Origin of the sequence: Microvirga sesbaniae (assembly GCF_025460805.1) — a bacterium.
In the GTDB taxonomy this organism is placed as follows: Bacteria; Pseudomonadota; Alphaproteobacteria; order Rhizobiales; family Beijerinckiaceae; genus Microvirga; species Microvirga sesbaniae.
Window position 1 is genome coordinate 32,183 of record NZ_JAMXFJ010000008.1, and the last position, 24,325, is coordinate 56,507.

The 24,325-nt window shown below is 63.9% G+C and carries 22 protein-coding genes; 11 read left to right on the top strand and 11 right to left on the bottom strand.

From position 1 onward, the window contains the following. Positions 1-21 precede the first annotated feature (21 nt). Positions 22-423, top strand: coding sequence for a hypothetical protein (locus tag OCW50_RS13320; RefSeq protein WP_262297869.1), 402 nt, complete (start codon positions 22-24; stop codon positions 421-423). Positions 424-566: 143 nt separating this feature from the next. Here the strand turns inward: OCW50_RS13320 and zwf are convergent, their stop codons facing one another. From zwf to OCW50_RS13335, 3 genes are all read right to left on the bottom strand, one after another. Next, positions 567-2,081, bottom strand: coding sequence for a glucose-6-phosphate dehydrogenase (gene zwf / locus OCW50_RS13325; RefSeq protein WP_262297870.1), 1,515 nt, complete (start codon positions 2,079-2,081; stop codon positions 567-569). Then, positions 2,078-3,073 carry a phosphogluconate dehydrogenase (NAD(+)-dependent, decarboxylating) gene (gnd, locus tag OCW50_RS13330; RefSeq protein ID WP_262297871.1) on the bottom strand — a complete coding sequence of 332 codons (996 nt, stop codon included), beginning with the start codon at positions 3,071-3,073 and terminating at the stop codon, positions 2,078-2,080. The genes zwf and gnd overlap by 4 nt, the downstream gene beginning before the upstream one ends. A gap of 287 nt (positions 3,074-3,360) precedes the next feature. Further along, on the bottom strand, positions 3,361-4,269 hold the full coding sequence (locus OCW50_RS13335; protein ID WP_262297872.1) for a LysR substrate-binding domain-containing protein: 909 nt from the start codon (positions 4,267-4,269) through the stop codon (positions 3,361-3,363). A 111-nt stretch (positions 4,270-4,380) separates the two neighbouring features. Between OCW50_RS13335 and OCW50_RS13340 the strand changes: the two genes are divergently transcribed. Further along, positions 4,381-5,133 (top strand): SDR family NAD(P)-dependent oxidoreductase, encoded by a 753-nt coding sequence (locus tag OCW50_RS13340; RefSeq protein WP_262297873.1) that lies wholly within the window; start codon positions 4,381-4,383, stop codon positions 5,131-5,133. A gap of 289 nt (positions 5,134-5,422) precedes the next feature. Then, positions 5,423-6,439 (top strand): LLM class flavin-dependent oxidoreductase, encoded by a 1,017-nt coding sequence (locus OCW50_RS13345; RefSeq protein ID WP_262297874.1) that lies wholly within the window; start codon positions 5,423-5,425, stop codon positions 6,437-6,439. A gap of 94 nt (positions 6,440-6,533) precedes the next feature. Here the strand turns inward: OCW50_RS13345 and OCW50_RS13350 are convergent, their stop codons facing one another. The 3 genes from OCW50_RS13350 to OCW50_RS13360 are packed head-to-tail and all read right to left on the bottom strand — an operon-like array spanning position 6,534 to position 11,079. Then, positions 6,534-7,433 carry a DMT family transporter gene (locus OCW50_RS13350; RefSeq protein WP_262297875.1) on the bottom strand — a complete coding sequence of 300 codons (900 nt, stop codon included), beginning with the start codon at positions 7,431-7,433 and terminating at the stop codon, positions 6,534-6,536. A 6-nt stretch (positions 7,434-7,439) separates the two neighbouring features. Then, positions 7,440-9,836, bottom strand: coding sequence for a PIG-L family deacetylase (locus OCW50_RS13355; RefSeq protein ID WP_262297876.1), 2,397 nt, complete (start codon positions 9,834-9,836; stop codon positions 7,440-7,442). Further along, complete coding sequence (locus OCW50_RS13360; RefSeq protein ID WP_262297877.1) at positions 9,826-11,079, bottom strand: ROK family transcriptional regulator; 1,254 nt, start codon at positions 11,077-11,079, stop codon at positions 9,826-9,828. The genes OCW50_RS13355 and OCW50_RS13360 overlap by 11 nt, the downstream gene beginning before the upstream one ends. A 157-nt stretch (positions 11,080-11,236) precedes the next feature. On the opposite strand from OCW50_RS13360, the gene OCW50_RS13365 reads away from it, so the two are divergent. From OCW50_RS13365 to OCW50_RS13390, 6 genes are read left to right on the top strand one after another with little or no spacing between them, the layout of a single operon-like run. Continuing rightward, positions 11,237-12,502 carry a sugar ABC transporter substrate-binding protein gene (locus OCW50_RS13365; protein ID WP_373371384.1) on the top strand — a complete coding sequence of 422 codons (1,266 nt, stop codon included), beginning with the start codon at positions 11,237-11,239 and terminating at the stop codon, positions 12,500-12,502. Positions 12,503-12,528: 26 nt separating this feature from the next. Then, positions 12,529-13,455, top strand: a complete 927-nt coding sequence (locus OCW50_RS13370; protein ID WP_262297878.1) for a carbohydrate ABC transporter permease — start codon at positions 12,529-12,531, stop codon at positions 13,453-13,455. Further along, the gene (locus tag OCW50_RS13375; protein ID WP_262297879.1) at positions 13,455-14,309 is read left to right on the top strand and encodes a carbohydrate ABC transporter permease; all 855 of its coding nucleotides are present in this window, start codon (positions 13,455-13,457) and stop codon (positions 14,307-14,309) included. The genes OCW50_RS13370 and OCW50_RS13375 overlap by 1 nt, the downstream gene beginning before the upstream one ends. Before the next feature lie 5 nt (positions 14,310-14,314). After that, positions 14,315-15,823 (top strand): argininosuccinate lyase, encoded by a 1,509-nt coding sequence (gene argH, locus OCW50_RS13380; RefSeq protein ID WP_262297880.1) that lies wholly within the window; start codon positions 14,315-14,317, stop codon positions 15,821-15,823. Next, a complete protein-coding gene (locus OCW50_RS13385; protein ID WP_262297881.1) occupies positions 15,823-16,893 on the top strand; it encodes an ABC transporter ATP-binding protein in 1,071 nt (356 codons plus the stop codon). Before argH ends, OCW50_RS13385 begins: the two co-directional genes overlap by 1 nt. Further along, positions 16,890-17,786: a carbohydrate kinase family protein gene (locus OCW50_RS13390; protein WP_262297882.1), complete on the top strand. Its 897-nt coding sequence runs from the start codon at positions 16,890-16,892 to the stop codon at positions 17,784-17,786. The genes OCW50_RS13385 and OCW50_RS13390 overlap by 4 nt, the downstream gene beginning before the upstream one ends. A gap of 225 nt (positions 17,787-18,011) precedes the next feature. Here OCW50_RS13390 and OCW50_RS13395 read toward each other — a convergent pair whose 3' ends face one another. The 3 genes from OCW50_RS13395 to OCW50_RS13405 all read right to left on the bottom strand — a co-directional run bounded on the left by OCW50_RS13395 (position 18,012) and on the right by OCW50_RS13405 (position 21,109). Beyond that, a complete protein-coding gene (locus tag OCW50_RS13395; protein WP_262297996.1) occupies positions 18,012-19,493 on the bottom strand; it encodes a methyl-accepting chemotaxis protein in 1,482 nt (493 codons plus the stop codon). A gap of 288 nt (positions 19,494-19,781) precedes the next feature. Further along, positions 19,782-20,546 (bottom strand): GAF domain-containing protein, encoded by a 765-nt coding sequence (locus OCW50_RS13400; protein WP_262297883.1) that lies wholly within the window; start codon positions 20,544-20,546, stop codon positions 19,782-19,784. Positions 20,547-20,884: 338 nt separating this feature from the next. Further along, complete coding sequence (locus OCW50_RS13405; RefSeq protein ID WP_262297884.1) at positions 20,885-21,109, bottom strand: hypothetical protein; 225 nt, start codon at positions 21,107-21,109, stop codon at positions 20,885-20,887. Between the two features lie 166 nt (positions 21,110-21,275). Between OCW50_RS13405 and OCW50_RS13410 the strand changes: the two genes are divergently transcribed. Beyond that, the gene (locus OCW50_RS13410) at positions 21,276-21,722 is read left to right on the top strand and encodes a BLUF domain-containing protein (protein WP_262297885.1); all 447 of its coding nucleotides are present in this window, start codon (positions 21,276-21,278) and stop codon (positions 21,720-21,722) included. Between the two features lie 448 nt (positions 21,723-22,170). On the opposite strand, the gene OCW50_RS13415 is transcribed toward OCW50_RS13410, so the two are convergent. Then, positions 22,171-22,530, bottom strand: a complete 360-nt coding sequence (locus tag OCW50_RS13415; RefSeq protein WP_262297886.1) for an Atu4866 domain-containing protein — start codon at positions 22,528-22,530, stop codon at positions 22,171-22,173. 16 nt (positions 22,531-22,546) lie between these two features. After that, on the bottom strand, positions 22,547-23,275 hold the full coding sequence (locus tag OCW50_RS13420) for an SDR family oxidoreductase (protein ID WP_262297887.1): 729 nt from the start codon (positions 23,273-23,275) through the stop codon (positions 22,547-22,549). Positions 23,276-23,414: 139 nt separating this feature from the next. On the opposite strand from OCW50_RS13420, the gene OCW50_RS13425 reads away from it, so the two are divergent. Beyond that, the gene (locus OCW50_RS13425) at positions 23,415-24,308 is read left to right on the top strand and encodes a LysR family transcriptional regulator (RefSeq protein ID WP_262297888.1); all 894 of its coding nucleotides are present in this window, start codon (positions 23,415-23,417) and stop codon (positions 24,306-24,308) included. Positions 24,309-24,325 lie beyond the last annotated feature (17 nt).

Sequence of the window (24,325 nt, forward strand, 5' to 3'; positions counted from 1 at the left end):
GGGGCGATCATGGAGCCTGTGATGAAACGCCCGACCGACAGCCGCACTTTATGGATGGCCGCCGGCGTTGCGGCTGTCGCTGCCGCGGCAGGGCCCGCCGCAGCACAAGCGCAAGAGATCCGCGGCGCAGTCACGTTCGAAGGAGGCGCGGCGATTCCGCAAGGCCGGCTCGAGATCTATCTCGAGGACCGGTCGATCCGGGACGAAGCGCGCCGTCGCGCGGCCGGAACGCGCATTCAGACCGACGGCACGTCGAGGACTCTCGCCTTTTCGTTTTCGGCGCCGGCTAACCTGGCTCCTTCGCCCACGCTGCAGATCGTTGCACGCCTGGAGCGTGCGGATGGATGGCTGCTCGCGCGGGGCAGCGCACCGTTCAAGGCCGGCCCGCCTGTCCCTGTCACGCTCAACGCCGCTACCTACTGAAGCGCTGCGGGCTGGAGTGACGCCCGAAGCATTGCAGGCCCGCCTGGAGACCGCCTGGAGCCCCGGCGTCCCTCACGCCCTGCAGAGAGACCATCTCCGCCCCGTCGTTCGTGTCGCCAACGGCGTGCGAGGGTGGATCGTCGCTACTCGATGATCCTCCAGCGGCGTCCGTCGCGGGCCAGCAGGAACCCTGCCTCCTCCGGCCCTGACGAGCCCGCAGGGTAGTATTCAAGCCCCCTGGCCCCTGCTTTCGCCCAAGCATCGAGAAACGGCTGGACGATGGCCCAGCCCGCTTCGACTCCATCGGCCCTTTGAAAATGCAGGGCGTCGCCCGTCATGCAGTCGTAGATCAGGGTCTCGTATCCGGTGCTCGGAGCGACATCGAAGTGATCCTTGTACTTGAACGTCATATCGACGCTCTCCGCCGCGAGCACAGGTCCCGGCACCTTCGCGTTGAAGCGCAATGTGATCCCTTCGTTGGGCTGAATGCGCAGGACGAGGAAGTTCTGCCCCAGCCGATCGACGGAGGTCTGCTCGAACATCGAGATCGGCGCCTGCTTGAACTTGATCGCCACCTCCGTCCGGCGGGCCGTGAGGGCCTTGCCGGTTCTCAGGTAGAACGGCACCCCGGCCCATCGCCAGTTATCGATCTCAAGCCGGAGAGCCGCGTATGTTTCCGTGGTGCTGCCGGGCGCCACGTGCTCGGCGTCCCGGTAGGCCACCACGGCTTCGTCATTGACGCGGCCGGCGCGGTACTGACCGCGCACCGAGTTTGCGAGCGCTTCGGCCTCGCTCGGGATCCTGATGGCCGCCAGGGCTTCAGCTTTCGCATTGCGGACGCGCTCCGCCTCGAACCGGGCCGGCGGCTCCATGGCGATCAGCGCCAGCAACTGGAACAGGTGGTTGGGCACCATGTCCCGCAAGGCTCCCGTCCTGTCGTAGAAGCGCCCTCGCCTCTCGACATTGACGGTTTCGGCCACCGTAATCTGCACATGATCGATGTGATCCCGATTCCATATCGGCTCGAACAGCCCGTTGGCAAAGCGAAGAAGCAGGATGTTCTGGACCGTCTCTTTGCCGAGATAGTGGTCGATGCGGTAGATCTGATCTTCCGCGAGCACCTCCAGAAGGGCTCGATTGAGAGCCCGGGCCGAGGCCAGGTCCGTCCCGAAGGGCTTCTCGACGACGACCCGGCGCCACGGAGTGCCTGAGGGGCCCTCGTCGGACAGACCGGCCCTTGCCAGCTGGCGCGCAATCGGCTCGAACGTATCCGGCGGCATGGCCAGGTAGAACAGGCGATTGCCGCCCGTGCCTGCCGTTGCCTCAAGCTCCTCCAAGACCGCCTTGAGTTGGAGAAAGGTCTCGCCGTCGTCGATGCTGCCGGACACGTAGGCGGCATGAGCGACAAGCCTTTGGGCCAAGTCGGGGTCCACCTCACGGGTGGCATGCGCCTTCAACGCCGTCAGAAGATCCTCCCGGAACTCGTGGGCCGTTCGGGCGCTGCGGGCAACGCCCACGATGGCAAAGCGCTCCGGGAGGAGGCCAGTGGCGGCGAGATTGTAGAGAGCCGGCAGGAGCAAGCGGCTTGTCAGATCCCCGGAGGCGCCGAAGATCACGAAACAGCACGGGTCGGCGGCCGGTGCGTGAGACTGCGTCATGCCTTTTCTCCCTCCGGCCTCTTCGCCTCGATGTGACCGCCGAAACCCTTGCGCATGGCCGAGAGGATCTTCTCGGCAAAGGTGTGCTCCTGGCGCGATCGGAACCGGGCGTAGAGGGCGGCTGTCAGAACCTCGGCCGGGACCGCTTCGTCGATGGCAGCCTGGACGGTCCAGCGCCCCTCGCCGGAATCCTCGACATATCCCGAATAGGTGCTGAGGTGCTCGTCTGCGGACAGGGCGGTGGCGGTGAGATCAAGCAGCCAGGATGTGATCACGCTTCCCCTGCGCCACACTTCGGCGATGTCGGCGACCTTGAAGTCGAAGCGATGCTCGGGAGGCAAAGCTGGGCTCGATGCGTTGCGCAGGATATCGAAGCCTTCGGCATAGGCCTGCATCAGGCCGTACTCGATGCCGTTATGGATCATCTTGACGAAGTGCCCGGCGCCGTTCGGCCCGGCATGGAGATAGCCCTGCTCTGCCCGCGGATCTCCGCCCTCCCGTCCCGGGGTGACCGGCAGATCGCCACGCCCAGGCGCCAAGGCGGCGAAGATCGGATCCAGGCGCTCGACCGCCTCGGGCTCACCCCCGATCATCAGGCAGTATCCACGCTCGAGCCCCCACACCCCGCCGCTGGTGCCCACATCGATATAGTGGAGGGCGCGGCTGCGGAGCTGGCCGGCTCGCCGAACATCGTCCTGCCAGAAGGAATTGCCGCCATCGATAATGGTGTCGCCCGCCTCGAGCAGTCCGGCAAGCTGCTGGACCGTCTCTTCGGTCACCCTGCCGGCGGGCAGCATGAGCCAGACGGTCCGTGGCGCCTCCAGCTTCGCCACGAGATCCTCCAGGGTCTCGGCTCCCGCAGCGCCCTCACGGACCAGACCGCGGACGGCTTCCGGGTCGCGGTCATACACGACGCCCGCGTGTCCTGCCTGCATGAGACGGCGAACGATGTTGCCGCCCATGCGGCCGAGGCCAACCATTCCCAGTTGCATCTTCAGTCTCCAGCTCTGTGTCTAAGCCGCAATGGTCGGCGCTGATGTCTCCGGTGCGCGGGACAGGTGGCAAAGCAGATGGACCGGCACCTGTCGGCCTCGCTCAAGACTTAGGATCATCAGCCGGATCGTCCATATACGACGGCCCACGGAGGGTATGGACCCCGTGATGCGACTGACACCGTCACGAGCGAACGGGACGGGAGCAGGTCCGCCCATCCGGGGAACCGTCTCTCGCCACGAGGAAACGTCGTCGTGCGTCGTACTCAGACCAAGGCGCCGCATCGTCAGTGATCGGCCCCGAGGGCTTCTCTGGGAAAGCCTGCCGCCAGGTGGTCGATGAGGGTTCGAACAGCCGGGGGCAGCCCGCGCCGGGTCGTGAACACCAGGTGAACGATCCCCTGCTGCCCTCTCCAATCTCGCAAGACATGCACGAGCTGGCCGCGAGCAAGGTGTTCCGCGCACACGTGGTCTGGCAGGAGCGCGATCCCCAACCCATGGGCTGCCGCGTCCCGGACCGCCGCGAAGTCCCCGCAGGTCATGCGCGGCTCGTGCCGCAGCACATGGACGGCACCATCATCGCGTTCCAGCGTCCACTCGATCTCTCCAGGGTCGTCGCTCGTTCCGAGCGTGGGGAGGGCCGCGAGCGATGGAATGTCCGCACGGAGCCGACTGGCGAGCTGAGGGCTGGCCACGAGGATGCGGCGGGAGGTGCCCAGCGAACGCATGGTCAGCGCCGCGTCGCTCGTCAGGGCGGTTCGCACCCGCAGAGCGACGTCGATCCGTTCGCCGATGAGATCGACCGGGCGATCGACTGCGAGAAGCTGCAGCTTCACCTTCGGGTAGCGCGTCAGGAAGCTTTGGATCGTCCCGGAGATGACTTCGACGAGGCCGGTCGGACAACTCATCCGGATGCGTCCATGCGGCTCCGCCTTGGCCTCGGCGACCAGGGCCTCGGCCTGCTCGGCCTCCAGGAGCAGGGTGCGACACCGTTCATAGAAGGCCTGCCCCACCTCTGTCACCCGGAACCGGCGGCTCGAGCGCTCGATGAGCCGAACGCCCAATCGGGCCTCGAGCCCGGCAATACGGCGGCTGAGCTTCGATTTCGGCTCCTTCAGCGCCCGACCTGCGGCGGCAAAGCCGCCATGAGCCACAACTTCGGCAAAGTAGGCGTAATCGTTGAGATCTTTCCGCATCAGCGTTCCTCTCATGGAACGCTATGTGCCATAGAACCGGTCTGTTCGCATCATCGTTCTCGTCACATCTCTGTCGACAGGGGCCAATCACGGCCAAGCATGGAGAAGACAGTGACGAACAGGTTCGACAACAAGGTCGTGGTGGTCACCGGCGGGACGAGCGGAATCGGGTTGGCGACAGCAAAAGCGTTTTCGGCCGAAGGCGCTTGGGTATTCATCACCGGGCGCCGGCAGGAGGCGCTCGACGAGGCCGTGAGAACAATCGGCGGCCATGTGACGGGAATCCGGGGAGACATGAGCCGGCTGGCCGATGTCGACCGGCTCTACGATGCGGTTCAGCAGAAGCACGGGCAGATCGACGTCGTCTTCGCCAATGCGGGCGGTGGCGAGTTCGCTCCCCTCGGCTCGATCACCGAGGAGCATTATGAGCGCACCTTCGACACGAATGTGAAAGGCGTGCTGTTCACGGTTCAGAAGGCGCTGCCCCTTCTGAAGGACGGTGGGTCGGTCGTTCTCACCTCGTCGACGACCAGCATTTCCGGCACGCCGGGGTTCAGCGTCTATTCGGCGTCCAAGGCGGCGGTGCGCAACTTCGCCCGCACCTGGATCCTCGACCTGAAGGACCGTCACATCCGGGTGAATGCGGTCAGCCCAGGTGTCACCGAGACCGCGGGCCTGAACGAACTCTTCGGCGGCGGCGACCAGGCACAGCGGACCAAGGACTATCTCGCCGGCCTCATCCCGGCCGGGAGGATCGGTCAGCCTGATGAGATCGCCAGGGCCGTGCTGTTTCTCGCCTCGGACGAGGCCAGCTTCGTCAATGGCATCGAGCTCTTCGTCGATGGTGGTCAGGTTCAAATCTGACGTTCCCCGCGGGCGAACGGCCCGATTCCGAACCGGAGCGGCCGAGGCCACCGAAGGCCCCGGCCCTCCTGGCGCACCCCTCGCCCGGTCTCGCTGATCCGGCGGCGCTGGGCTCGCGGGGGAAGCCCCTGCACGAACACCCTATCGACCTGCTGGCGCATCGGACGGACCCAGCGGGCCGCGCTCAACGATGCGCCGGCCAAGAGTGGAGCATCGGAATCGATCCCAAAAGTGGGTCCGATGCTCTATCGTGGCGAATCGATCGAACGCATTCGTACAGGACTGCATCATGAAGAAGATCGGATTCCTCTCGTTCGGGCACTGGTCGCCCTCGCCGCAGTCACAGACGCGTTCGGCCCGCGATACGCTCCTCCAGTCCATCGATCTTGCCGTGGCGGCCGAGGAGCTTGGCGCGGATGGCGCATATTTCCGCGTCCATCACTTCGCACGCCAGCTCGCCTCGCCGTTCCCGCTGCTGGCGGCGATCGGCGCCAGGACGAAACGGATCGAGATCGGCACCGCCGTGATCGACATGCGCTACGAGAACCCTCTCTACATGGCCGAGGATGCAGGTGCCGCCGATCTGATCAGCGGCGGGCGTCTGCAGCTCGGCATCAGCCGCGGCTCGCCCGAGCAGGTGATCGATGGCTGGCGGTATTTCGGATACGCGCCCGAAGAAGGTCAAAGCGATGCCGACATGGCCCGCCACCATACGGAGGTGCTCCTGAACGTTCTCAAAGGGGAAGGCTTCGCCGAGCCGAACCCGAGGCCGATGTTCCCGAACCCTCCTGGCCTGCTGCGTCTCGAGCCGCATTCGGAGGGCCTGCGCGAGCGCATCTGGTGGGGATCCGCTTCGAACGCCACCGCGATGTGGGCCGCGCAGCAGGGCATGAATCTCCAGAGTTCGACCCTGAAGGAGGACGAGACAGGCGAGCCCTTCCACGTTCAGCAGGCCAAGCAGATCCGCCGCTACAGGCAAGCATGGGTGGAGGCGGGGCACGCCCGCGAGCCTCGCGTGTCCGTCTCGCGCTCGATCTTCGCACTCGTGAACGATCGCGATCGAGCTTACTTCGGGCGCGGCAAGGACAGCGACCAGATCGGCGTCATCGACGACATGCGGGCGATCTTCGGCCGCTCCTATGCGGCCGAGCCGGACAGGCTCGTGGAGGAGCTCAAGGCCGATGAAGCCATTGCCGAGGCCGACACGCTCCTTCTGACGGTGCCGAACCAGCTCGGCGTCGACTACAACGCCCATGTCATCGAGGCCATCCTGAAGCACGTCGCTCCGGCGCTGGACTGGCGATGACACCCGGCTTGCCCCGGCACCTCGATCGCCGTCTCACCGCTTGAATGACAAGGAATCCGACAGGGCGACGGGGATGATCGCCAGGGCCCTGTCCTCACGCCCTGTTGGCATTCTTCAGCCAGCGCTCGGCCGGTGTCGCCAGCACGGTGGTGAGAACCACGATCGCCGCGCCGGCACACATGGACAGGGACGGGATCTCGCCGAAGTAGAGCCATCCCGCGAATCCGGAGAAGAGGATCGACAGATAGCCGATGGGCGCCAGGAGGCGAGCCTCCTGCTTTTGATAGGCCTGCAGCCAGCAATATTGACCCAGCTGCGCCAGGACGCCGACGAGGATGATATCCGGTGCTTCGCTCCATGGGATCGGCACCCAGACGAGTGCGGCTGGGATCGCCGTCAGGAGCGTCAGGCCGACCGTGTAGAAGAGCATCAGGACGACGGTGTCCTGGCCGGCAAGACGCCTCGTCTGGATGACCGCGAGGGAGCCGAAGAATACGGATCCGAAAGCGGCGAGCAGGCCGATGTTCCACGGGATCGCGTCGGGCCGCACCATGACGATGACCCCGAGGAATCCGAGTGCCGTGAAAGCGTAGCGTGTCCGGCTCACGCGCTCTCCCAGCATGACGGCTGCCATCGCCAGAAGCACGAGAGGCCTCGTGAAGCCGATCGCGGTCACCAACGCCAGCGGCAAGGCCGCGAAGGCCGCGAAATTCAGGGTGAGAGCCGCCGAATTGAAGGCTACGCGAGCGAGATGGCCGCGAATGTTCGAAAGGTCGGTCAGCTTCCCGCGGTGGCGCCAGACCAGCGGCGTCACCGATAGGAATCCCACCAGCGAGCGCAGGAAAACGAGTTGGACCGCCGGATAGGTCTCGCCCTCGGCCTTGACGATGGCCTGCATGGTCGTGACCAGCGCCATGTCGAGCAGGAGCCATCCTGCGCTGATCCACAGCGGAACAGGAGGCGGGCTCGACCTGCCTTCCGACTCGGCTGCCATGTCCTCTCAGGCTGGTTGAACGAGGTTCGCCAGGAGGCGGAAGGCCCCCGGAACGAGCCTGTCGAGCTGATGGTGCAACACCAGCGCCACATGGGTGTGCCGCCCTCGGCCGACGGGAGCCGAGATCAGAGAACCCATGAGCGGGCTCTCGCCGGGATCGTGAAGTGACAGAAGCTCTTCATAGGCCGGGTCGTAATCGGCGGCGAAGTAGAGACCTCTCTCCTTGTCCCAGCCCTGCCAATCCTTCGGCTCGATTCTGTTCGGGGCCGAGAGCAGGCGATGAGCCGGTCGCAGCACTGTCACGGGGGCGGCAGGGTCCGTCACGCGCCACCGCAGGGACGGCGAGCCGATGGACAGGCGCCGGGGCGGTGTCCGATCCGGATCCCAGCCATCCGTCGGGCGATGGTAGAGCGTCACGAGATGACCGCCCTCCTCCACGAACCGATGCAGTCGCGCGGTCGCGGACTGAAGGTCGCGCCTCAACCCGAAAGCAAAGATGCCGATGACGATGGTGGTAAACTTCGAGAGAGAGCCGTCCTTCAGATCGGCTTCGGTCAGATCCGTCACATCGAGCCCGAGGAGGCGCAGATGCGGGCCGACATTGTCGCTTCCGCCGCCGACATAACCGACACGGGCGTCGTTCGGCAGTGCAAGGTCGAGGGTCAGAACCTTGAACTCCGCCGGTGCGACATATGCTGTCGGGCGGGTATGAGGATAGGCAATGGCTCTCACCGTGCTGGCAGGCCTGCCCTCGACGATTGGGATGAGACTCGCCAGACCGGGCTCCGCCCGATGGGGCGGCTCGATCATCCATTCTTCGTCCTGGCGCCGGATGCTCCAACCCGGCGGCACCTGCCAGTCCGCAGGGCTCGCTCCCGTCGTCCGCACCCGGATCCCGGAGACCGGGCTCAGGGAGTTCACCACCGCGAAACCTGGCTCGAGCGAGAGGGAATGAGATGGCCCGATCGTCAATGGCTCTTCGGTGTCCAGATCGATCCGGACGATGCGGTCATGGAGCTCGCCCGTGATGAGAATGCCGGCCTGACCATGACCGCCGAGAGGATCGAATGCTTCCGGATAGTTTGCCGTGTGAGGAGCCGTTTCAGGGATGCTGACCGCATAGCGGACGAACCCCGCATCGCGGGAGACTTCCGTCGCCCGGATCCCGGGCGGAACTCGCGGCGTGACGGAGAGCTTCGCGAGGCCGGGCGCATCGACGGCCACATCCAGGCCGATCTCGGCACCCGGATGAGCCGTTCCGCGAAAGATCGCTCTCGCGGCCTTCACATGGGCTTCGAAGAGCGCGGCATCGATCTCCCGCACCTTTCGGTCGAGGCGGTGCCCCCATGGGTCGAGAGCAGGCCCGTCCATGCTGTTCCGCGTGTCCTCGATCAGCCTTGCCGCGTCACTCAGGGCCCTGCCGATTTTTGCACGATCAGGGAATGCGGCCAGCGCGGCATCGATGAGCTCCTGCGCTTCCCGCAGAGAGCCGCCATGCGTCTCCGTCAATCCCGGCAGGCGGCCGAGATCGCCAAGGCTTGCAGGCAGATGATCGCGGATATCCCGCTCTGCCCCCGGCGCGGCGCCGGCCTGGATCTTCAGGTGAAGCGCCCATTGATCGACCGGATTGTCCCGCCACACCCCCATTCCCTGGGACGCATGCGCGGCGCGGGACCACTCCCCGAGCTGGCGATAGGCCAAGCCGGTGACCGGATCGCCACCGGCGATCTCAACGCTGAGCGTTGCCGGCGGAGGCGGCACCTCATCGTCATAGGCGTAGCCCGCGCCCGACCATGCCGGAAGATAGAACTTGGAAACCCGCCAGGGTGCGAGGCCCTGTGCGGCGTGCTCGGGAAACGCCGCCGGGTCGGCGGCCAATGCCAGCGCCGCTTCGGCGGCACGCGTCATGGCCCGGTGATGGCCGTGCTGTCCGGGCACGTCCAGGAACGTCGGGATCACGATGTCGGGTCGAACCTGCCGATAGGCCCGGACGAGCCGTTCGACGATCCGCTCCTCGCCCCATCTCCGCAGGGTGTCGTCACCGTTCTTGGAGAACCCGAAATCGTGAACCGGATCGTCGGGCCCATGACCCAGCCATGCCACGTCGGCATCGATGCGCCGCGCCGCCTCCTCCATCTCGGCCGTTCGGAGAACGCCAAGCGCTCCGCCTCGCTCCGGGCCGAGAGCGTTCTGCCCCCCCTCACCTCGCGTCGAGCACGCGACCACGATCCGCATGCCGTAGGCAAAGCGAAAGGCCGCCAGCATCCCGTTGATCTCGTCGTCCGGATGTGCGCCCGTGTTCATCACGGTGAGCACGGAGGGAAGCCGGCTCAGGGCCCGGTGCAGGCGAACGAGGGCCGGCTGGTGAACGGCACGGGCGAGACGGCGACGGTCATCCAGCAAGGGAGATCTCCTCGGTCGGTTGTTCACGTCGGGCGGCATGAGCCTTATCGAGACGCGGGGTCATGGTCTCGAGGAGCGGCAGCGCCGCCGCGCCGAGCGCCGCCGTCGAGCGGCCGGTCCGCCCATGGATCAGGCGCGCCTCGCTCCGGTTCCTGTGCCGGGCGACCGACAGGGGAAGGGGCTGCATGGCCTCTACGAGATCTTCCAGCAATCCGGGCGGGAGAACGCCGCCGAGGACAATGGCCTCCGGATCGAAGAGGTTTTCGAGCATTGCGACCTGCGGAGCCAGATACCCGGCGGATTCCTGGATCCACGCGAGAACGACGGGATGCCTCTCGCGGTGCAAGCGCTCGAGTTCCGCGTCGTCGATGGCATGAACTCCGGCGGCTTCCAATTGTTGAGCGAGCGAATGGAAGGAGGCGTAAGCTTCAAGGCAGCCCCTCTGACCGCACGAGCAGAGGCGTCCTCCCTTCTCCACCAGCACGTGCCCGATCTCGCCTGCATTGCCGTTCGCCCCACGGTACGGACGGCCATCGATCATGATGCCCAAACCCAGTCCTTGCCCGAAATAGATCAGGCAGAAGGTCTTCAGATCCTTGGCCACGCCATGGAGGCGTTCGCCCACGGCGGCGGCAGTGGCATCGTTCTCCAGCGTCACGGGCACTCCCAGCATGCCGCCGATATGGGCGACCGCATCGAAATCCAGCCACCCGGACAGGGTGGTGGGCCCGACGGACGTCATGCCCTCCACATTGAACGGCCCAGGCATCACGACCCCGACACCGAGGAGCTGCGGCACGGGAGGCTTCAACTGCGCCTGCGCGGCCTCGATCTCGGCCTTGATGACGGGAAGCACGGTTTCAGGGTCGTTCCGCGGGATCGGGATGTGGCGCTGGGCCCGAATGCGCCCGCCGATGTCGATCAGGAGCGTGCAGACATGATCGGCCGCGATCTCGACCCCGGCCGTCATCCCGCCGTTCGGGTTCACGGCGAATTGGATCGGCGGCAGGCCGCGCCCCACGCGGAGCCGGCCTGTTCTGATCAGCAGCCCGTCGGCGACAAGATCCTCAACAATGTTCGAGACGGCTTGAGTGCTCAGATGCGCGTGGCGTGAGATCTCCATTCTTCCGACCGGCCCCAGTTGCCGGACCACGTCCAGCACCACGCGTCGGTTGTGGAAGCGGTTCCGCTCCGGATTGCTTCCGATCGTCGATGGCGCTCCTGATTTTCCTTTTCTCGGCATCTCGACCACTCCACCAAAGCGACGATGACCTGAAGTAATGAATAACTCAAGTTAATTATCTTATTGACAGGCTCGTCTCTCTGGAGGAGCCTTGACCCCGGAAAGGCCCGTTCGAAGGCCGCCGCCAGAGATCTTTCGGCGCCCAGGCGCCTGCAGAATGGAGAGGGATATGCGTTTTCGTCACATGCTCGCGAGCGTCGCTCTAGGCGTCGTCACCTTGGCTGCCTCAGGGGCAAAAGCCGTCGAGATCGAATATTGGCAATATGTCTTCGACACCCGCGTCAAGGCGATGACCCAGCTGATCGCGAAGTTCCAGGAGGCCAATCCGGACATCAAGGTCAAGCAGACCACGTTTCCCTACGCCGACTACCAGACGAAGGTCGCCGCGGCGATCCTGGCCGGTCAGGGACCGGATGTCGTGCAGCTCTTCTATGGTTGGACCGACAATTTCATCGCCGGCAAGATGATCCGCCCGCTTCGCGCCGAGGCTTTTCCGGCTGCGGAAATCGAGCGTGATTTCTTCCCGATCATCAGCGCCATGAAGCGCGGCAACGATTATTATGGCCTGCCGACTGCGGTTCGCTCCCTCGCGCTCTTCTACAACAAGAAGATCTTCAAGGATGCCGGCCTCGACCCCAACAACCCGCCCAAGACGCTTGAGGAGCTTGTTGCAGCCGCCGAGAAGACCACCAAGCGCGATGGCAGCGGCAATATCACCTCCGCGGGGATGACGCTCGATATGGGTGGGCAGGACCACCAATGGTGGCGGGAAGTCCTGATCCGCCAGTTCGGCGGTGTGCCCTACACGGACAACGACACCAAGGTCGCCTACAACGATGAAGCGGGCCTGAAGGCGCTCACCTTCTACACCGATCTGCAAAAGAAGCATAAGGTCGGCCAGACGGGCTTCATGGACGAAGGGCAGGCCGCCTTCCGCGCGGGCCTCGCAGCCATGACCATCGACGGCACCTTCCGCCTCGGCTCGTTCGGCACCATCAAGAGCTTCGAGTGGGGCGTGACCGAACTTCCCGCCAATGCACAGGGCGTGCGCAGCAACTACGCCAGCTATTTCGCCAACGCGATCACCACGAAGGCAGAGGGCGAAAAGCTCGCGGCCGCCGAGAAGTTCCTGAAGTACGTCTCCTCTCCTGACGCCATGAAGATCTGGATGGAGGTCGTGGGCGAACTGCCGGCGCGGCGTGCCGCCGCTCTCACGCCCGAGAACATCGCCCATCCCGTTTATGGTCCATTCCTCAAAGGCCTGGAATACTCCCACACGACCCTGTTCAAGGACGAGACGGCCCAGCGGCAGGGCGCCATCGATATGGTGAACCGGGTCCTGATCGGCGGGGAGGATCCGAAGACCTCGCTCGCCAAGGCGGCCGAAGCCGAGCAGGCGATCATCGATCGCGCCAAGCGCTGACACATCGAGACCGCAGGGAACATCCCATGTCCGTCATCGCACATCAGCAGGTCGCCGCCGGCGGCCTTTGGTCGAGGATGAGTCTTGGCCAGAAGCAGCGGATCTGGGCGTGGGGCTTCCTTGCGGTCCCTCTTCTCTTCTATGTGGTGATCCGCTTCTGGCCGACATTTCAGGCCTTCTATCTGTCCGTGACGGATTGGACCATCACGCGACCTGCCGCCTTCGTCGGGCTCGAGAACTACAAGAGGCTCCTTGCCGACGCGCTCTTCTGGCAGGTGTTCCGCAACACATTCCTTTACCTGATCCTCGGTACGCCGATCAGCCTGCTGATCTCGTTCACCGTGGCCTATTATCTGGACCGGGTGCGCTTCATGCACTCGTTCATCCGCGCCTTGTACTTCCTGCCGTTTCTCACCACGGCGGCCGCAATGGCATGGGTCTGGCGCTGGTTCTACCAGCCCGTTCCAATAGGCGTGATCAACGACATCCTGGCGAGTTTCGGCATTCCGCAGCAGCCCTTCCTTCGCTCGACCACCCAGGCGCTTCCGGCCGTCCTCGCGCCGGCCGTCTGGGCGGGGCTCGGCTTTCAGATCATCATCTTCCTGGCCGGGTTGCGGGCCATTCCGGTGACCTATTACGAAGCCGCGCGGATCGACGGTCTCTCAGAAGGCGCGATCCTGCGCAGGATCACGATCCCCTTGCTCAAGCCGACCCTGGTCTTCCTGGTCGTGTTCTCGTCCATCGGGTTTCTGCGGATCTTCGATCAGGTCTACAATATCAACACGAACGATCCCGGCGGGCCGCTGAATTCGACAAAGCCGCTCGTGCTGATGATCTACCAGACCGCGTTCAGCTCCTACGAGATGGGGTACGCGGCTGCCCAGACGGTTGTTCTCTTCGTGATCCTCCTCGTCATCTCCCTTGTCCAGCTGCGCATCATGAGGGACCGCTGATGACCTCTGTCGCATCCTCCCGCGGGTCTCTCCCCATGTCGCGGATCAGGCCCGGACGGATCGTCTCCTGGACGCTCCTGTTCATCGGCGGCATCATCATGGTGACGCCTCTCCTCTTCATGCTCTCCACATCCCTCAAGGACGCCTCGCAGGTTTACGACCTTCGCGTCATCCCGGCGGCGCCAACCCTCGACAACTACATCGAGATCCTGGGCGACGGGCGCTTCACGCGCTGGCTGATCAATTCCACGATTGTGGCGGTGATCGTCACTCTCTCGAACGTGTTCTTCGACAGTCTGGTCGGCTACACCCTGGCGAAATTCAGGTTCAGGGGCCGATACATCGTGTTCATCGCCATTCTGTCCACCCTGATGATCCCGACCGAAATGCTGGTCCTGCCCTGGTACCTCATGGCGAGCCGGTTCGGCTGGCTCGACAGCTATTGGGGCATCATGTTCCCAGGCATGATGACGGCGTTCGGGACCTTCCTGATGAAGCAGTTCTTCGAAAGCGTTCCCGACGACTTCCTGGAGGCCGCGAGGATCGACGGCCTGAACGAGTTCACCATCTGGTGGAAGATCGCCATGCCTCTCGTGACCCCCGCCTTGTCGGCCCTTGCGATCTTCACGTTCCTCGGCAACTGGACGGCCTTCTTCTGGCCGCTCATCGTGACGACGAGTGCAGAGCTCTATACCCTGCCGGTCGGGCTCTCCAGCTTCGCGGTCGAGCAATCCATCCAGTGGGAGAAGATCATGACGGGAGCAAGCATCGCCACTCTTCCCACGCTCGTCATCTTCCTGTTCCTCCAACGCTACATCGTCCGAGGCGTGATGCTGGCCGGACTTAAAGGCTGAAGCCGATGACCTCAGGCACTTTCAACGACACATCCACCTTCCCGGATCCGGTCTACAAGGAGACGGTGCTGCGTCCGCTCTTCGATGGCGCCAAGGATCACCACGTGGAGGGCTTCCGTCTCATCGACAGGGCGCATCTAGTGATGCTGTACGAGACGGGAATCCTGACGATGGAGCAGGCCCGGCCGATTGCCCAGGCGCTCGAAGCCATCGACCGCGAGGTCGACGTCAGCTCCCTGACCTACACCGGCGAAGTCGAAGACTTCTTCTTCCTCATCGAAAAGCAGTTGCGCGCCCGCCTCGGGCCGGACCTTGCCGGGCGCCTGCATACCGCACGCTCGCGCAACGACATCGACCACACGCTGTTCAAGCTCGGCCTCAAGCACCGCATCGACCCGATGCTGGAGCGCTTGGTGCGCCTGGCAGACGTCCTCGCATCCGTAGCGGAGCGGGAAAGCGGGACACTGATCGTTGCCTATACCCATGGTCAGCCCGCGCAGCCGACCGTCTTCGGTCATTACCTGTCGGCCGTCCTTGAGACCCTGCTGCGCGACATCGCCCGTCTCGAAGCGGCACGGGACATCGTCGACCGGAGCCCGATGGGCGCCGCCGCGATCACGACGAGCGGCTTTCCCATCGATCGCGACCTGATGGCCCATCTGCTCGGCTTCCGCCGTCCCCTGCAGAATTCCTACGGCTGCATTGCCTCGATCGACTACATCACGTCCACGTATTCCGCCATCGAACTGATTTTCCTGCATCTCGGCCGCTTCATCCAGGACCTCCAGTTCTGGACGAGCTTCGAGGTCGGACAGGTCTACGTTCCCAACGCCTTCGTGCAGATCTCGTCGATCATGCCGCAGAAGCGAAATCCGGTTCCGATCGAGCATATGAGACATCTGTCGTCCCAGACCGTCGGGCGGGCGCAGGCGATGCTGACGATCATGCACAACACGCCCTTCACCGACATGAACGACAGCGAAGGGGAAAGCCAGGGCTTCGGCTATGGCGCTTTCGAAAGCGGCGGCCGGGTTCTTGATCTCCTCGCAGCCCTCATCCCGTCCCTGCGCATCGACGCCGATCGGGTTCGTCAGAACATTCGCCGCAGTTGCATCACTGTGACGGAGCTCGCCGACAGCCTCTTTCGCCTGGAGGGGCTCTCCTTCCGCGAAGCGCACGAGATCGCGGCAGAGGTTGCGCGATCCGTCGTCGCCATCGGAGGAGACATCGCGGGCGATGGCTACGAGGCTTTTCAGGAAGCCTTCCATCGCTGTACCGGTCGTGGAACACGGGTCACCCCGGCCCAGTTCGGCGAAATCGTCTCGCCCGAAAACTTCGTTGCCGTCCGCGACCGTTTCGGCGGACCGGCCCCGGGAGCATTGGCTCGCGCGATTGCAGGGTACAAGATGGAAATCGCAGAGATCGGCACACGGCTGAAGGACACCGAGACCCGCGCTGAAGCCTGCGCCCGGGATCTTCGAACCCGCTTCAATGCACTTCTCGGAGCTCGCTGATGGCGACCATTGAAATCGATCGACTCGTCAAGCGATATGGGCAGACGGCCGTCGTCCATGGCATCGACCTCGCGATCCAAGACGGCGAGTTCGTCGTCCTGGTCGGCCCCTCGGGATGCGGCAAGTCCACGACGCTGCGAATGATCGCCGGGCTTGAGGAGATCAGCGATGGGCAGATCAAAATCGACGGCCGCGTCGTCAACGACCTCCAGCCCAAGGACCGGAACATCGCCATGGTGTTCCAGAACTATGCCATCTATCCGCATATGACCGTTGCCGACAACATCGCCTTCGGCCTCTATCGTTCGAAGCTGGCCAAGAGCGAGAAGCGTGCGCGGGTGGAACAGGTCGCGCAGACCCTCGGCCTCTCGCATCTCCTGGAGCGCCGTCCATCGGCGCTGTCAGGCGGTCAGCGCCAGCGCGTCGCCATCGGACGCGCCATGGTCCGCGATCCTGCCGCATTCCTGTTCGACGAGCCTCTCTCCAACCTTGATGCTCAGCTACGCACCCAAATGCGCATTGAAATCAAGCGGCTCCATCATCGGCTCGGCACCACGTCCGTCTTCGTGACCCACGACCAGGTCGAAGCCATGACCATGGCCGACAGGATCGTCGTGATGCGGGACGGCAGGATCCTGCAGGTCGGCTCGCCCCTGGAACTCTACGAGAAGCCTGTCGACGTCTTCACGGCGCGCTTCATCGGCAGCCCGACCATGAATCTGATCCCCGCATCGTTGAAGGAAGGTCGGGCCGATCTGTCGATCGGGGGCTCCGTGAAGGTACCATCCCTGTCGCCCTCGACACCCGATATCCTGGTCGGCATTCGTCCGCAGGATTTCACCCCGGCCGAGGCCGGATCATCGGGCATGTCCGCATCGGGCACGGTCGTCGTCGTGGAAACCCTGGGCTCCGAGACACTCGTCCACATCGAAAGCGGAGACCAGACCATCGTCGGCTCCGCGCCGGGGCGGGAGGTCCCGAAAATCGGTGAGCAACTCACTCTGCACGCTCCGGCGGAGAGGCTCTATTACTTCGACAGGACGACAGAGAGAACACTGGCTGTCCAATGACGGGAAGAGACTCCAAGCGGACCAAGGTGCTGTGCCTTGGGCGAACCTATTGCGACATCATCTTCACGGGCCTTCAGGAAATGCCGGTGCTCGGGCGCGAGCGTTTCGCGGAAGCCGTGACCATTGTCGCGGGCGGCGGCGCCTACATCACGGCAGCTCATGTGGCGTCTCTCGGCCGGCCGGTCGCGCTGCTCACACGCCTGGGAACGGACCCTTTGTCGGAGAGCCTCAGAGCTGAGCTTGAAGGGAGCGGTGTCGACCTCGCCTTCGTCGAACGGTCGGACGATGCCGGGCCCCAGCCGACCGTTGCCCTGGTCAAGGACGGCGAACGAGCTTTCGTCTCCCGGCGTGCCGGAACGTCCCGGCCGGCCACTCTGGAGGAGGCACTTTCCGCGCCCGACATCGCCCATCTGCACATCGCGGAGTTCGCGACCCTCAAGGACAATCCCGACGTGATCGCCATGGCGAAGGAGCGCGGGCTGACGGTCTCGCTCGATCCGAGCTGGGACGACCGGTTGATCCGTCGCGATACGGATTTCTTCGATCGATGCGCCGGGATCGACGTCTTCCTCCCGAATGCCGAGGAGGGAGAAGCGTTGACAGGCGGGACATCGACGGAAGCCGTCCTTCTCGATCTGCGGAAGCATTTTCCCCTGGTCGTGCTGAAGCGTGGCGAACATGGCGCTGTCGCATCCCAGGGCTCCACCTTCCTGTCCGTGCAGGCCCCCTCAGTGACCGTGGTCGACACCACCGGAGCCGGCGATGCGTTCAATGCAGGCTTCCTGCACACATGGCTCGACACATCCGATCTCGAAAGAAGCGTGGCGGCCGGGATCGAGGCTGGCAGCCTTTCCGTCCAGTCTGCGGGAGGAGTCCCGCGACAGCAGCGGTGAGAGGAGCCTTCGAACGCCCCTGTCACTCAGGCGGGGCGGTGCGAGGTTCTCGAAAGCCACCCGCCACGCAACAAGCGCTCAATCCAGAGCGGCTTCCCCTCACGCGGAAACATCTCTCTTCTTTGCCTGAACCATAGGACGTGTGCTCGAACTCACGCCCGATGGTTCAAGCTTTTGGTTTGAAGCATCTTTTCACGCAAAGCCGGTTCCCACTTTTTCAGTGCTCTAGGCCATGGCGGCCGATGCTTCCCGCACCTTGCGCGTTGCGGTGCTGACGAGTTCGGCGGAGCGGACAATCTCGGTCATGCTGCCGCTGATCGACGAGACACGGTGCGAGGCCGTCTGCATGCTGATCGACATCTCGCGTGTCACTGCGGACTGCTCTTCGATCGCAGCTGCGACGGCAACCGAGATCTCGTTGATCTTCACGACCGTGGTCGTGATCAGATCGATGGCATCGACGACCTGGCGGGTCGCGATCTGCGTTCGTTCGATCTGTCCGCTGATCTCCTCGGTGGCCTTCGCCGTCTGCGTGGCCAGATCCTTGACTTCCGAGGCGACGACGGCAAACCCTCGGCCAGCTTCCCCGGCACGGGCCGCCTCGATGGTGGCGTTGAGCGCCAGCAGGTTGGTCTGAGAGGCGATCTTGTCGATGAGCGTAACGATTTCGCCGATCTTCTGCGCGGACGTCGTCAATCCCGACACGATGGCACTGGTCTGTTGACCTTGGGCGACGGCCTCTGTCGAAATTGCGAGCGCATGACTGACCTGCTGACTGATCTCGTGCACGGAGGCTGCGAGTTCTTCTGCACCGGCCGCCACGGCTTGGACATTCAGGGAGGTTTCACCGGAGGCGTCAGCCGCGTCCGAGGTCTGCTCGGTGACATTCGCAACAGCATTCGTGATCTCGCCCAGATCGACGGCGATGGATTTCTGCAGTTCGGCCCGCCTGAGCCGCTCCGTCACCTGCGCCGTGATGTCGGTTGCAAACTTGATCACCTTGTGCGGGCGGCCGCTCATGTCGAAAATCGGGTTGTACGAAGCCTGGATCCAGACTTCTTTGCCGCCCCGCCCCACGCGCTTGTATTCGCCGGATTTGAACTCACCGCGGCCCAGGGAAGCCCAGAACTCACGGTATTCGGGGCTGTCCCGATACGGCGGCTCGACGAACATGCCGTGATGGCGGCCCATGATTTCGTCTGACCGGTAGCCTAAGGCAGTCAGGAAGTTCTCGTTTGCGGACAAGATGGTTCCATCGAGATCGAACTCGATGACGGCCTGCGACCGAACGATCGCGTTGATTTGGCTCTCGAACTCGGCATTCCGACGTTTCGCTTGCGTGACGTCTGTTGCGAACTTCACCACCTTGGTTGGCTTGCCGTCGCGCCCCAGAATCGGGTTGTAAGAGGCCTGGATCCATACCTCGCGGCCTTCTTTGGTCATTCGCCTGTATTCGCCGGATTGGAACTCGCCCCGGTTGAGCGAGGTCCAGAACTCCCTGTACTCCCGCGTCTCACGGGTGGCCTGATCGACGAAGAGACTGTGGTGCCTGCCCTTGATCTCGGCCAGACTGTACCCCATGACCGACAGGAAGTTGCTGTTGGCCGTCAGGATGGTGCCATCGAGCTTGAACTCGATGATAGCTTGCGAACGATCCAGGGCAGACAGTTTGGCATTCGTCTCATGGGCTAGGCGGAACATGAACATCGTCGGCCCCAATCGGCATTGGGCGCTCACACGATCCCCCTCAGTGAGAGTCGAAGGCGCCGGCTGGCAAGAATCGAAAGCTCGTCCTTCGACTGCACTGAGCCCAGAATGATCAGAAAGCTTTAATGAGGCGTGAAGATTGAGACGTGAAACTGAGAGCTGCTTCCCCTCATGAGGAATCATCTCTCTTCTTTGCCGAGCCGCATTGTTTGACGGTGAACCGGATCCACTTTTCACTGGCGTGGCCCTTCGGGTCGCTGACGCGGCCCTCTGGGTCCGTCCGATGCTCTAGGTCGGTTCGCGGACCTGTCGATCGACGCGCCGGTCGGCCCGGAACCCAACTCCGCACCGAAGGTCGGAGGAGGACCGGAACCCTATGCCGGCCCGGTCCAGAGCCTGTTCGACAGCCTTCAGGCTTTCCCTGCGAACCGTGTCGCCTCCTTGAGCCTCGATGCGTTTGACCGTCATCGGCGACACGCCGGAGGCCTCCGCCAGCTCCCGGACGGACCAGTTCAGCAGGGCCCGGGCTGCTCTGACCTGGGCTCCCGTGAGTGGTCTGTCGAGCATAAAGGCGAGTTCGGGCTGCTCATGGGGAAGGGACGCAAGGTCGCGATCGACGCGACCGCTCTGCTCCAGGTGATGGAGCCAGATTTCATCGACGACAAGGCGGCTGAGGCCCCGCAGCATGGCGGTGTGGTCAGGCGTGAACTGGCGCGGTTTGGTATCGAGAACACACAGGGAACCGAGTCGGATGCCCGGCTCGGTGATCAGGGGCGCTCCAGCGTAAAACCGGATCTGCGGTCCACCGTCGACATAAGGATAGGATGCGAATTGGCGATCCACCTTCGCGTCCGGCACCACGAAAGCCACGTCATGCAGGATCGTGTAGGCGCAGAATGCATGCTCGCGGGGCGGTTCGGCGAGGTCGCCGAGGCCGAGCCCGGCCTTGAATCGGACGCGCTCCGCATCAACCAACGTGACGAGGACGATCGGGATCTCGAGAAGTTTCTGAGCGACACGACAAATCCGCTCCAGGGCCGGAGACGGAGGCATATGGAGGATCGAGAGCCGGCGAAGGGCTTCTAAACGTGCACTTTCATTGGGAGGAAAAGGATAGTGCAATAGATCGTCTCTGAACGGTTTCGAACGGCATTTGGCATAGCTGCCCTCTAGCAGGAACTTCGCCCGAAATCACTCCCCCGGACTCGTTTGCCGCACCACCCGCCGATCATGGCCCTCGAATTCTAGGCCGGATCGGTGCGCCATGGCCGATGAACCTCCCGAAGATATGTCTCGTTCACCTGGTGCGTCATGTTGGAGCGCGGCTCCGGCATGGCCTCCCAGGCGAGTTCTGCCGGAACATTGTAACGATCTCGATGCTGTGCATCCCGTCAGAGCACGTCGAGGGTTCCTTTGGAGTCTCTGAGCGCCACGACGGATCCATCCGATCGGCACTGCTTGGGATTATCCGGAGACCTCCAGCCTGGCTCCTCACGCCAGATCAGGCGGGCGATGGAGCACATGATGCCGAAAGCCTCGTGGAGCCGATGGAGGCGATCCTGCTGCGTGTCCCCGTCGCAGGCTGACATCTCGGGATAGTGACAGAGCCTGCTCATGGGGGCCCATCGAACGGCGTCCGGCAGGGTTCGTGGGCTTCAATCAGTCCTTACCCAACCTTATGGTCGCGTACCATAGCTTATGTGAGGGACCGAACGCTCATGTCTGCTAAGACCTTTCCGTTCTGATACCTGGGCAATTGTGAGCGCGAACGTGCAAGTGAGAATGGATCTTGAGCAGGAAGCCCCGCCGGACCTGTGCCGGCTCATCTACAGCAGTCGGATGACCATTGATGTCGAACCGCAAGCCGTGGCTGACGAGATCCGGCGGATTCTGGCGTGGGCGCGCGAATGGAACAGGCGAACCGGCATCTCCGGCGCCTTGTTGTTCGACCTCCGCCGGTTTGCGCAGGTCCTGGAGGGACCACCCCACGCCGTCAAAAGCCTGTTCGGGCATATTGCCTGCGACGGGCGCCACGCGGATGTGACGTTGCTCGACTATGTCCCTGTCAGGGCGCGGGAATTTCCGACCTGGTCCATGGCCTATGTGGAAGCGACGCCAGACGAGATGGATCCTCGTTTCGGTGCCGGCGCATTCCGAAACGGAACCTCCGAGGCCGAGGCGATCCTTGCTCTTCTGAGGTTCGTTCTTCAGGACCATCGTACGGTCTAGAGCCTCGGACAATCGGGATGGCCGGCAAGAGGCGAGTGATGACCGGACGGCCATGACGAGGAGGGTGGTGCGAGCCGGGTATCTCATCCTCCACGTCATCACCGGGCTTGTCCCGGTGATCCCGCTTCTGTGAGGCGCCGCGCCCTTCCGATCGGGATGGCCGGCTCAAGGCCGGCCATGACGTGGGAGGGGCGTGGGAAAGGTCACGCCACGGCGATGGTCACCCTCTCCACGTCATCACCGGCCTCGTGCCGGTGATCCCGCTTCTGAGAGGCGCCGTGCTTCTCCGCATCGGGATGGCCGGGACAAGCCCGGCCATGACGTGTGGAGGGTGTTGCCACCGGCCCCCACAACCTTCTCCTCGTCAGCGCCGGGCTTGTCCCGGTGAACGCGATCGGAAGACCGCCAAGCACCGGATGCGTCCGGATCGAGGGCCGTGCCAACGACGCTATTTCAGCTGCTTCTCGCGATAGAACAGCATTCCGCCGTGGTGAAGGACATCGCTGATGAACTCACCGTCCGCCGTGAACCCGGTATCGTCCCAATATTCGATCCGGTTGCCGCGGATCTCGTAGCGCCCCTGATAGGCGCTCTTGCGACTGTCCCGCGCCTCATCGTAGCGTCCGTTCGGGAGGAGTTCCTGGCGGATGAGGCCATCCTTTGTGATCCACATGCCGAGATAGGGGTGATCTGCCATGTCTGTCGATGTCCTGACCTGATGTTGATCGTTGGGTTCTGCCCGTCCGGTTGCGGTCGGGGCGACGCCCAGCAGAGCCGCGAAGGCAAGGCAGGGAGCCTTCCACGTCATCGCTGCGCCTCCGTCATCAGTGCGGGCTTGCGGTCGGCCGGACGATGATCTCGCTGACATCCACGTCAGAGGGCTGTTCGATCGCATAGAGAACCGCTCGTCCGATCGCGTCCGGGTCGATGGCGACCTTTCGGAATTCCCGCATGGCATCACGCGCCGTGTCATCGGAAATCGTCTCCGCCAGTTCGCTCGTGACGACGCCCGGAGAGATCACCGTGACCCGCAGGCGGTCCGTCTCCTGACGCAGGCCATCGGAGATCGCCCAGACCGCATGCTTGGTGGCGCAATAGACCGCAGCGGTCGGCGAGACACGATGCGCCCCGATCGACGCAACGTTGACGACATGACCGGAGCCCCGGGCTTCCAGATGAGGCAGCACGGCCGCGATCCCGTTCAGGACGCCCTTGATGTTGACGTCGACCATCTGGTCCCACTCATCCACCTTGAGGGCCCTGAGGGGGGACAGCGGCATGACGCCCGCATTGTTGACGATGACGTCGACCCGGCCGAATTCCTCGAGGGTTGCGGACAGGACCCGGGCAAAGTCATCCCGCGAGGTCACGTCGAGCCGGTGGGCGCGGGCGGTGCCGCCGGATGCTTCGATCCGGCCGACCAGGTCGTCAAGGCGGTCGGTCCTTCGGGCGCCCACGACCACGACATGGCCGGCCTTCGACAGTTCCAGCGCAACGGCCTCGCCGATCCCGCTGGAGGCGCCTGTAACAAGAACGATCTTTGTCTCAGCCATCGAATGCTCCTTTCATTCTCGTTTGTGCCCGTGCCGTCCTGTGCTTGGTCCGGCACCGCGCTCGTGGGTTTAAGGTAGTCTGACCTATTGGGATGATCGACTTGCCAATTCTGCACAGGCTGGTTAGTTTCTGTCACCAATGACCATGGACCTTGCCGGCATCACCGTCTTCGTGACTGTCGCGGAAGCGCGGAGCTTTCGGGCCGCCAGCGAACGCCTGGGCGTCACCCGCTCGGCCGTGAGTCAGGCCATCCGGCGGCTCGAGGAGCGGATGGGCATGGCGCTTGTCCAGCGGACGACCCGGAGCGTCCGTCTCACGGAGGCCGGCGAGCGGCTCTACGAGTCGGTGCGTCCGGCCCTCGCCGACCTCGGCACGGCGATGGACGCCATGGGCGAGATGCGCGAGCGGCCCAGCGGCATGCTGCGCCTGGCGGTGTCCTCCATTGCCGAACGATTCCTGAGTGGCTCGCTGCTGGCGGGATTCATTGCTGCCTATCCGGACATCCGCCTCGATATCACCGTCACCGACGAGGAGTCTGACATCGTTGCCGAAGGCTTCGACGCCGGCGTTCGCCTCGGCGAGGTGATCGAGCAGGATATGATCGCCGTTTCGGTCTCGGCGGAGCAACGGCAGATCGTCGTGGGCTCACCCGAGTATCTGGCCCTGCATGGTGCCCCGGCCCACCCACGGGATCTGGCCGGGCATTGCTGCATCGGCTGGCGTCCGAGTCCTCGCGTCGCGCCCTACCGGTGGGAGTTCACGGAGAGCGGGCGCGACTTCGGCGTGGCGGTGGACCCGCGCGTGACCACCAACGATATGCGGGTGATGATCCAGTTGGCCCGCGCCGGAGCAGGTCTGACCTTCGGCATGGAAGAGACCTTCCGCCCCTATATCGCTCAGGCTGAGCTCGTGCCGCTTCTCGAAGCGTTTTGCCCGCCCTTTCCGGGTTTTTACCTCTACTATCCCCATCGCCGGAACCTGCCGCTCAAGCTGCGTGTCCTCGTGGACTATCTGCGCAAGCAGCGTCGTTGAGTCCGGCTCCCGCCGGG

What these genes read in the sequence shown, in the direction of transcription:
- OCW50_RS13385 (WP_262297881.1), top strand. Translation starts at nt 15,823, where the DNA reads ATGGCGACCATTGAAATCGATCGACTCGTCAAGCGATATGGGCAGACG.
- OCW50_RS13400 (WP_262297883.1), bottom strand. Translation starts at nt 20,546, where the DNA reads ATGCCTCCGTCTCCGGCCCTGGAGCGGATTTGTCGTGTCGCTCAGAAA.
- gnd (WP_262297871.1), bottom strand. Translation starts at nt 3,073, where the DNA reads ATGCAACTGGGAATGGTTGGCCTCGGCCGCATGGGCGGCAACATCGTT.
- OCW50_RS13395 (WP_262297996.1), bottom strand. Translation starts at nt 19,493, where the DNA reads ATGTTCATGTTCCGCCTAGCCCATGAGACGAATGCCAAACTGTCTGCC.
- OCW50_RS13370 (WP_262297878.1), top strand. Translation starts at nt 12,529, where the DNA reads ATGTCCGTCATCGCACATCAGCAGGTCGCCGCCGGCGGCCTTTGGTCG.
- argH (WP_262297880.1), top strand. Translation starts at nt 14,315, where the DNA reads ATGACCTCAGGCACTTTCAACGACACATCCACCTTCCCGGATCCGGTC.
- OCW50_RS13390 (WP_262297882.1), top strand. Translation starts at nt 16,890, where the DNA reads ATGACGGGAAGAGACTCCAAGCGGACCAAGGTGCTGTGCCTTGGGCGA.
- OCW50_RS13365 (WP_373371384.1), top strand. Translation starts at nt 11,237, where the DNA reads ATGGAGAGGGATATGCGTTTTCGTCACATGCTCGCGAGCGTCGCTCTA.
- OCW50_RS13345 (WP_262297874.1), top strand. Translation starts at nt 5,423, where the DNA reads ATGAAGAAGATCGGATTCCTCTCGTTCGGGCACTGGTCGCCCTCGCCG.
- OCW50_RS13375 (WP_262297879.1), top strand. Translation starts at nt 13,455, where the DNA reads ATGACCTCTGTCGCATCCTCCCGCGGGTCTCTCCCCATGTCGCGGATC.
- OCW50_RS13360 (WP_262297877.1), bottom strand. Translation starts at nt 11,079, where the DNA reads ATGCCGAGAAAAGGAAAATCAGGAGCGCCATCGACGATCGGAAGCAAT.
- OCW50_RS13320 (WP_262297869.1), top strand. Translation starts at nt 22, where the DNA reads ATGAAACGCCCGACCGACAGCCGCACTTTATGGATGGCCGCCGGCGTT.
- zwf (WP_262297870.1), bottom strand. Translation starts at nt 2,081, where the DNA reads ATGACGCAGTCTCACGCACCGGCCGCCGACCCGTGCTGTTTCGTGATC.
- OCW50_RS13415 (WP_262297886.1), bottom strand. Translation starts at nt 22,530, where the DNA reads ATGACGTGGAAGGCTCCCTGCCTTGCCTTCGCGGCTCTGCTGGGCGTC.
- OCW50_RS13350 (WP_262297875.1), bottom strand. Translation starts at nt 7,433, where the DNA reads ATGGCAGCCGAGTCGGAAGGCAGGTCGAGCCCGCCTCCTGTTCCGCTG.
- OCW50_RS13410 (WP_262297885.1), top strand. Translation starts at nt 21,276, where the DNA reads ATGGATCTTGAGCAGGAAGCCCCGCCGGACCTGTGCCGGCTCATCTAC.
- OCW50_RS13420 (WP_262297887.1), bottom strand. Translation starts at nt 23,275, where the DNA reads ATGGCTGAGACAAAGATCGTTCTTGTTACAGGCGCCTCCAGCGGGATC.
- OCW50_RS13405 (WP_262297884.1), bottom strand. Translation starts at nt 21,109, where the DNA reads ATGAGCAGGCTCTGTCACTATCCCGAGATGTCAGCCTGCGACGGGGAC.
- OCW50_RS13425 (WP_262297888.1), top strand. Translation starts at nt 23,415, where the DNA reads ATGACCATGGACCTTGCCGGCATCACCGTCTTCGTGACTGTCGCGGAA.
- OCW50_RS13335 (WP_262297872.1), bottom strand. Translation starts at nt 4,269, where the DNA reads ATGCGGAAAGATCTCAACGATTACGCCTACTTTGCCGAAGTTGTGGCT.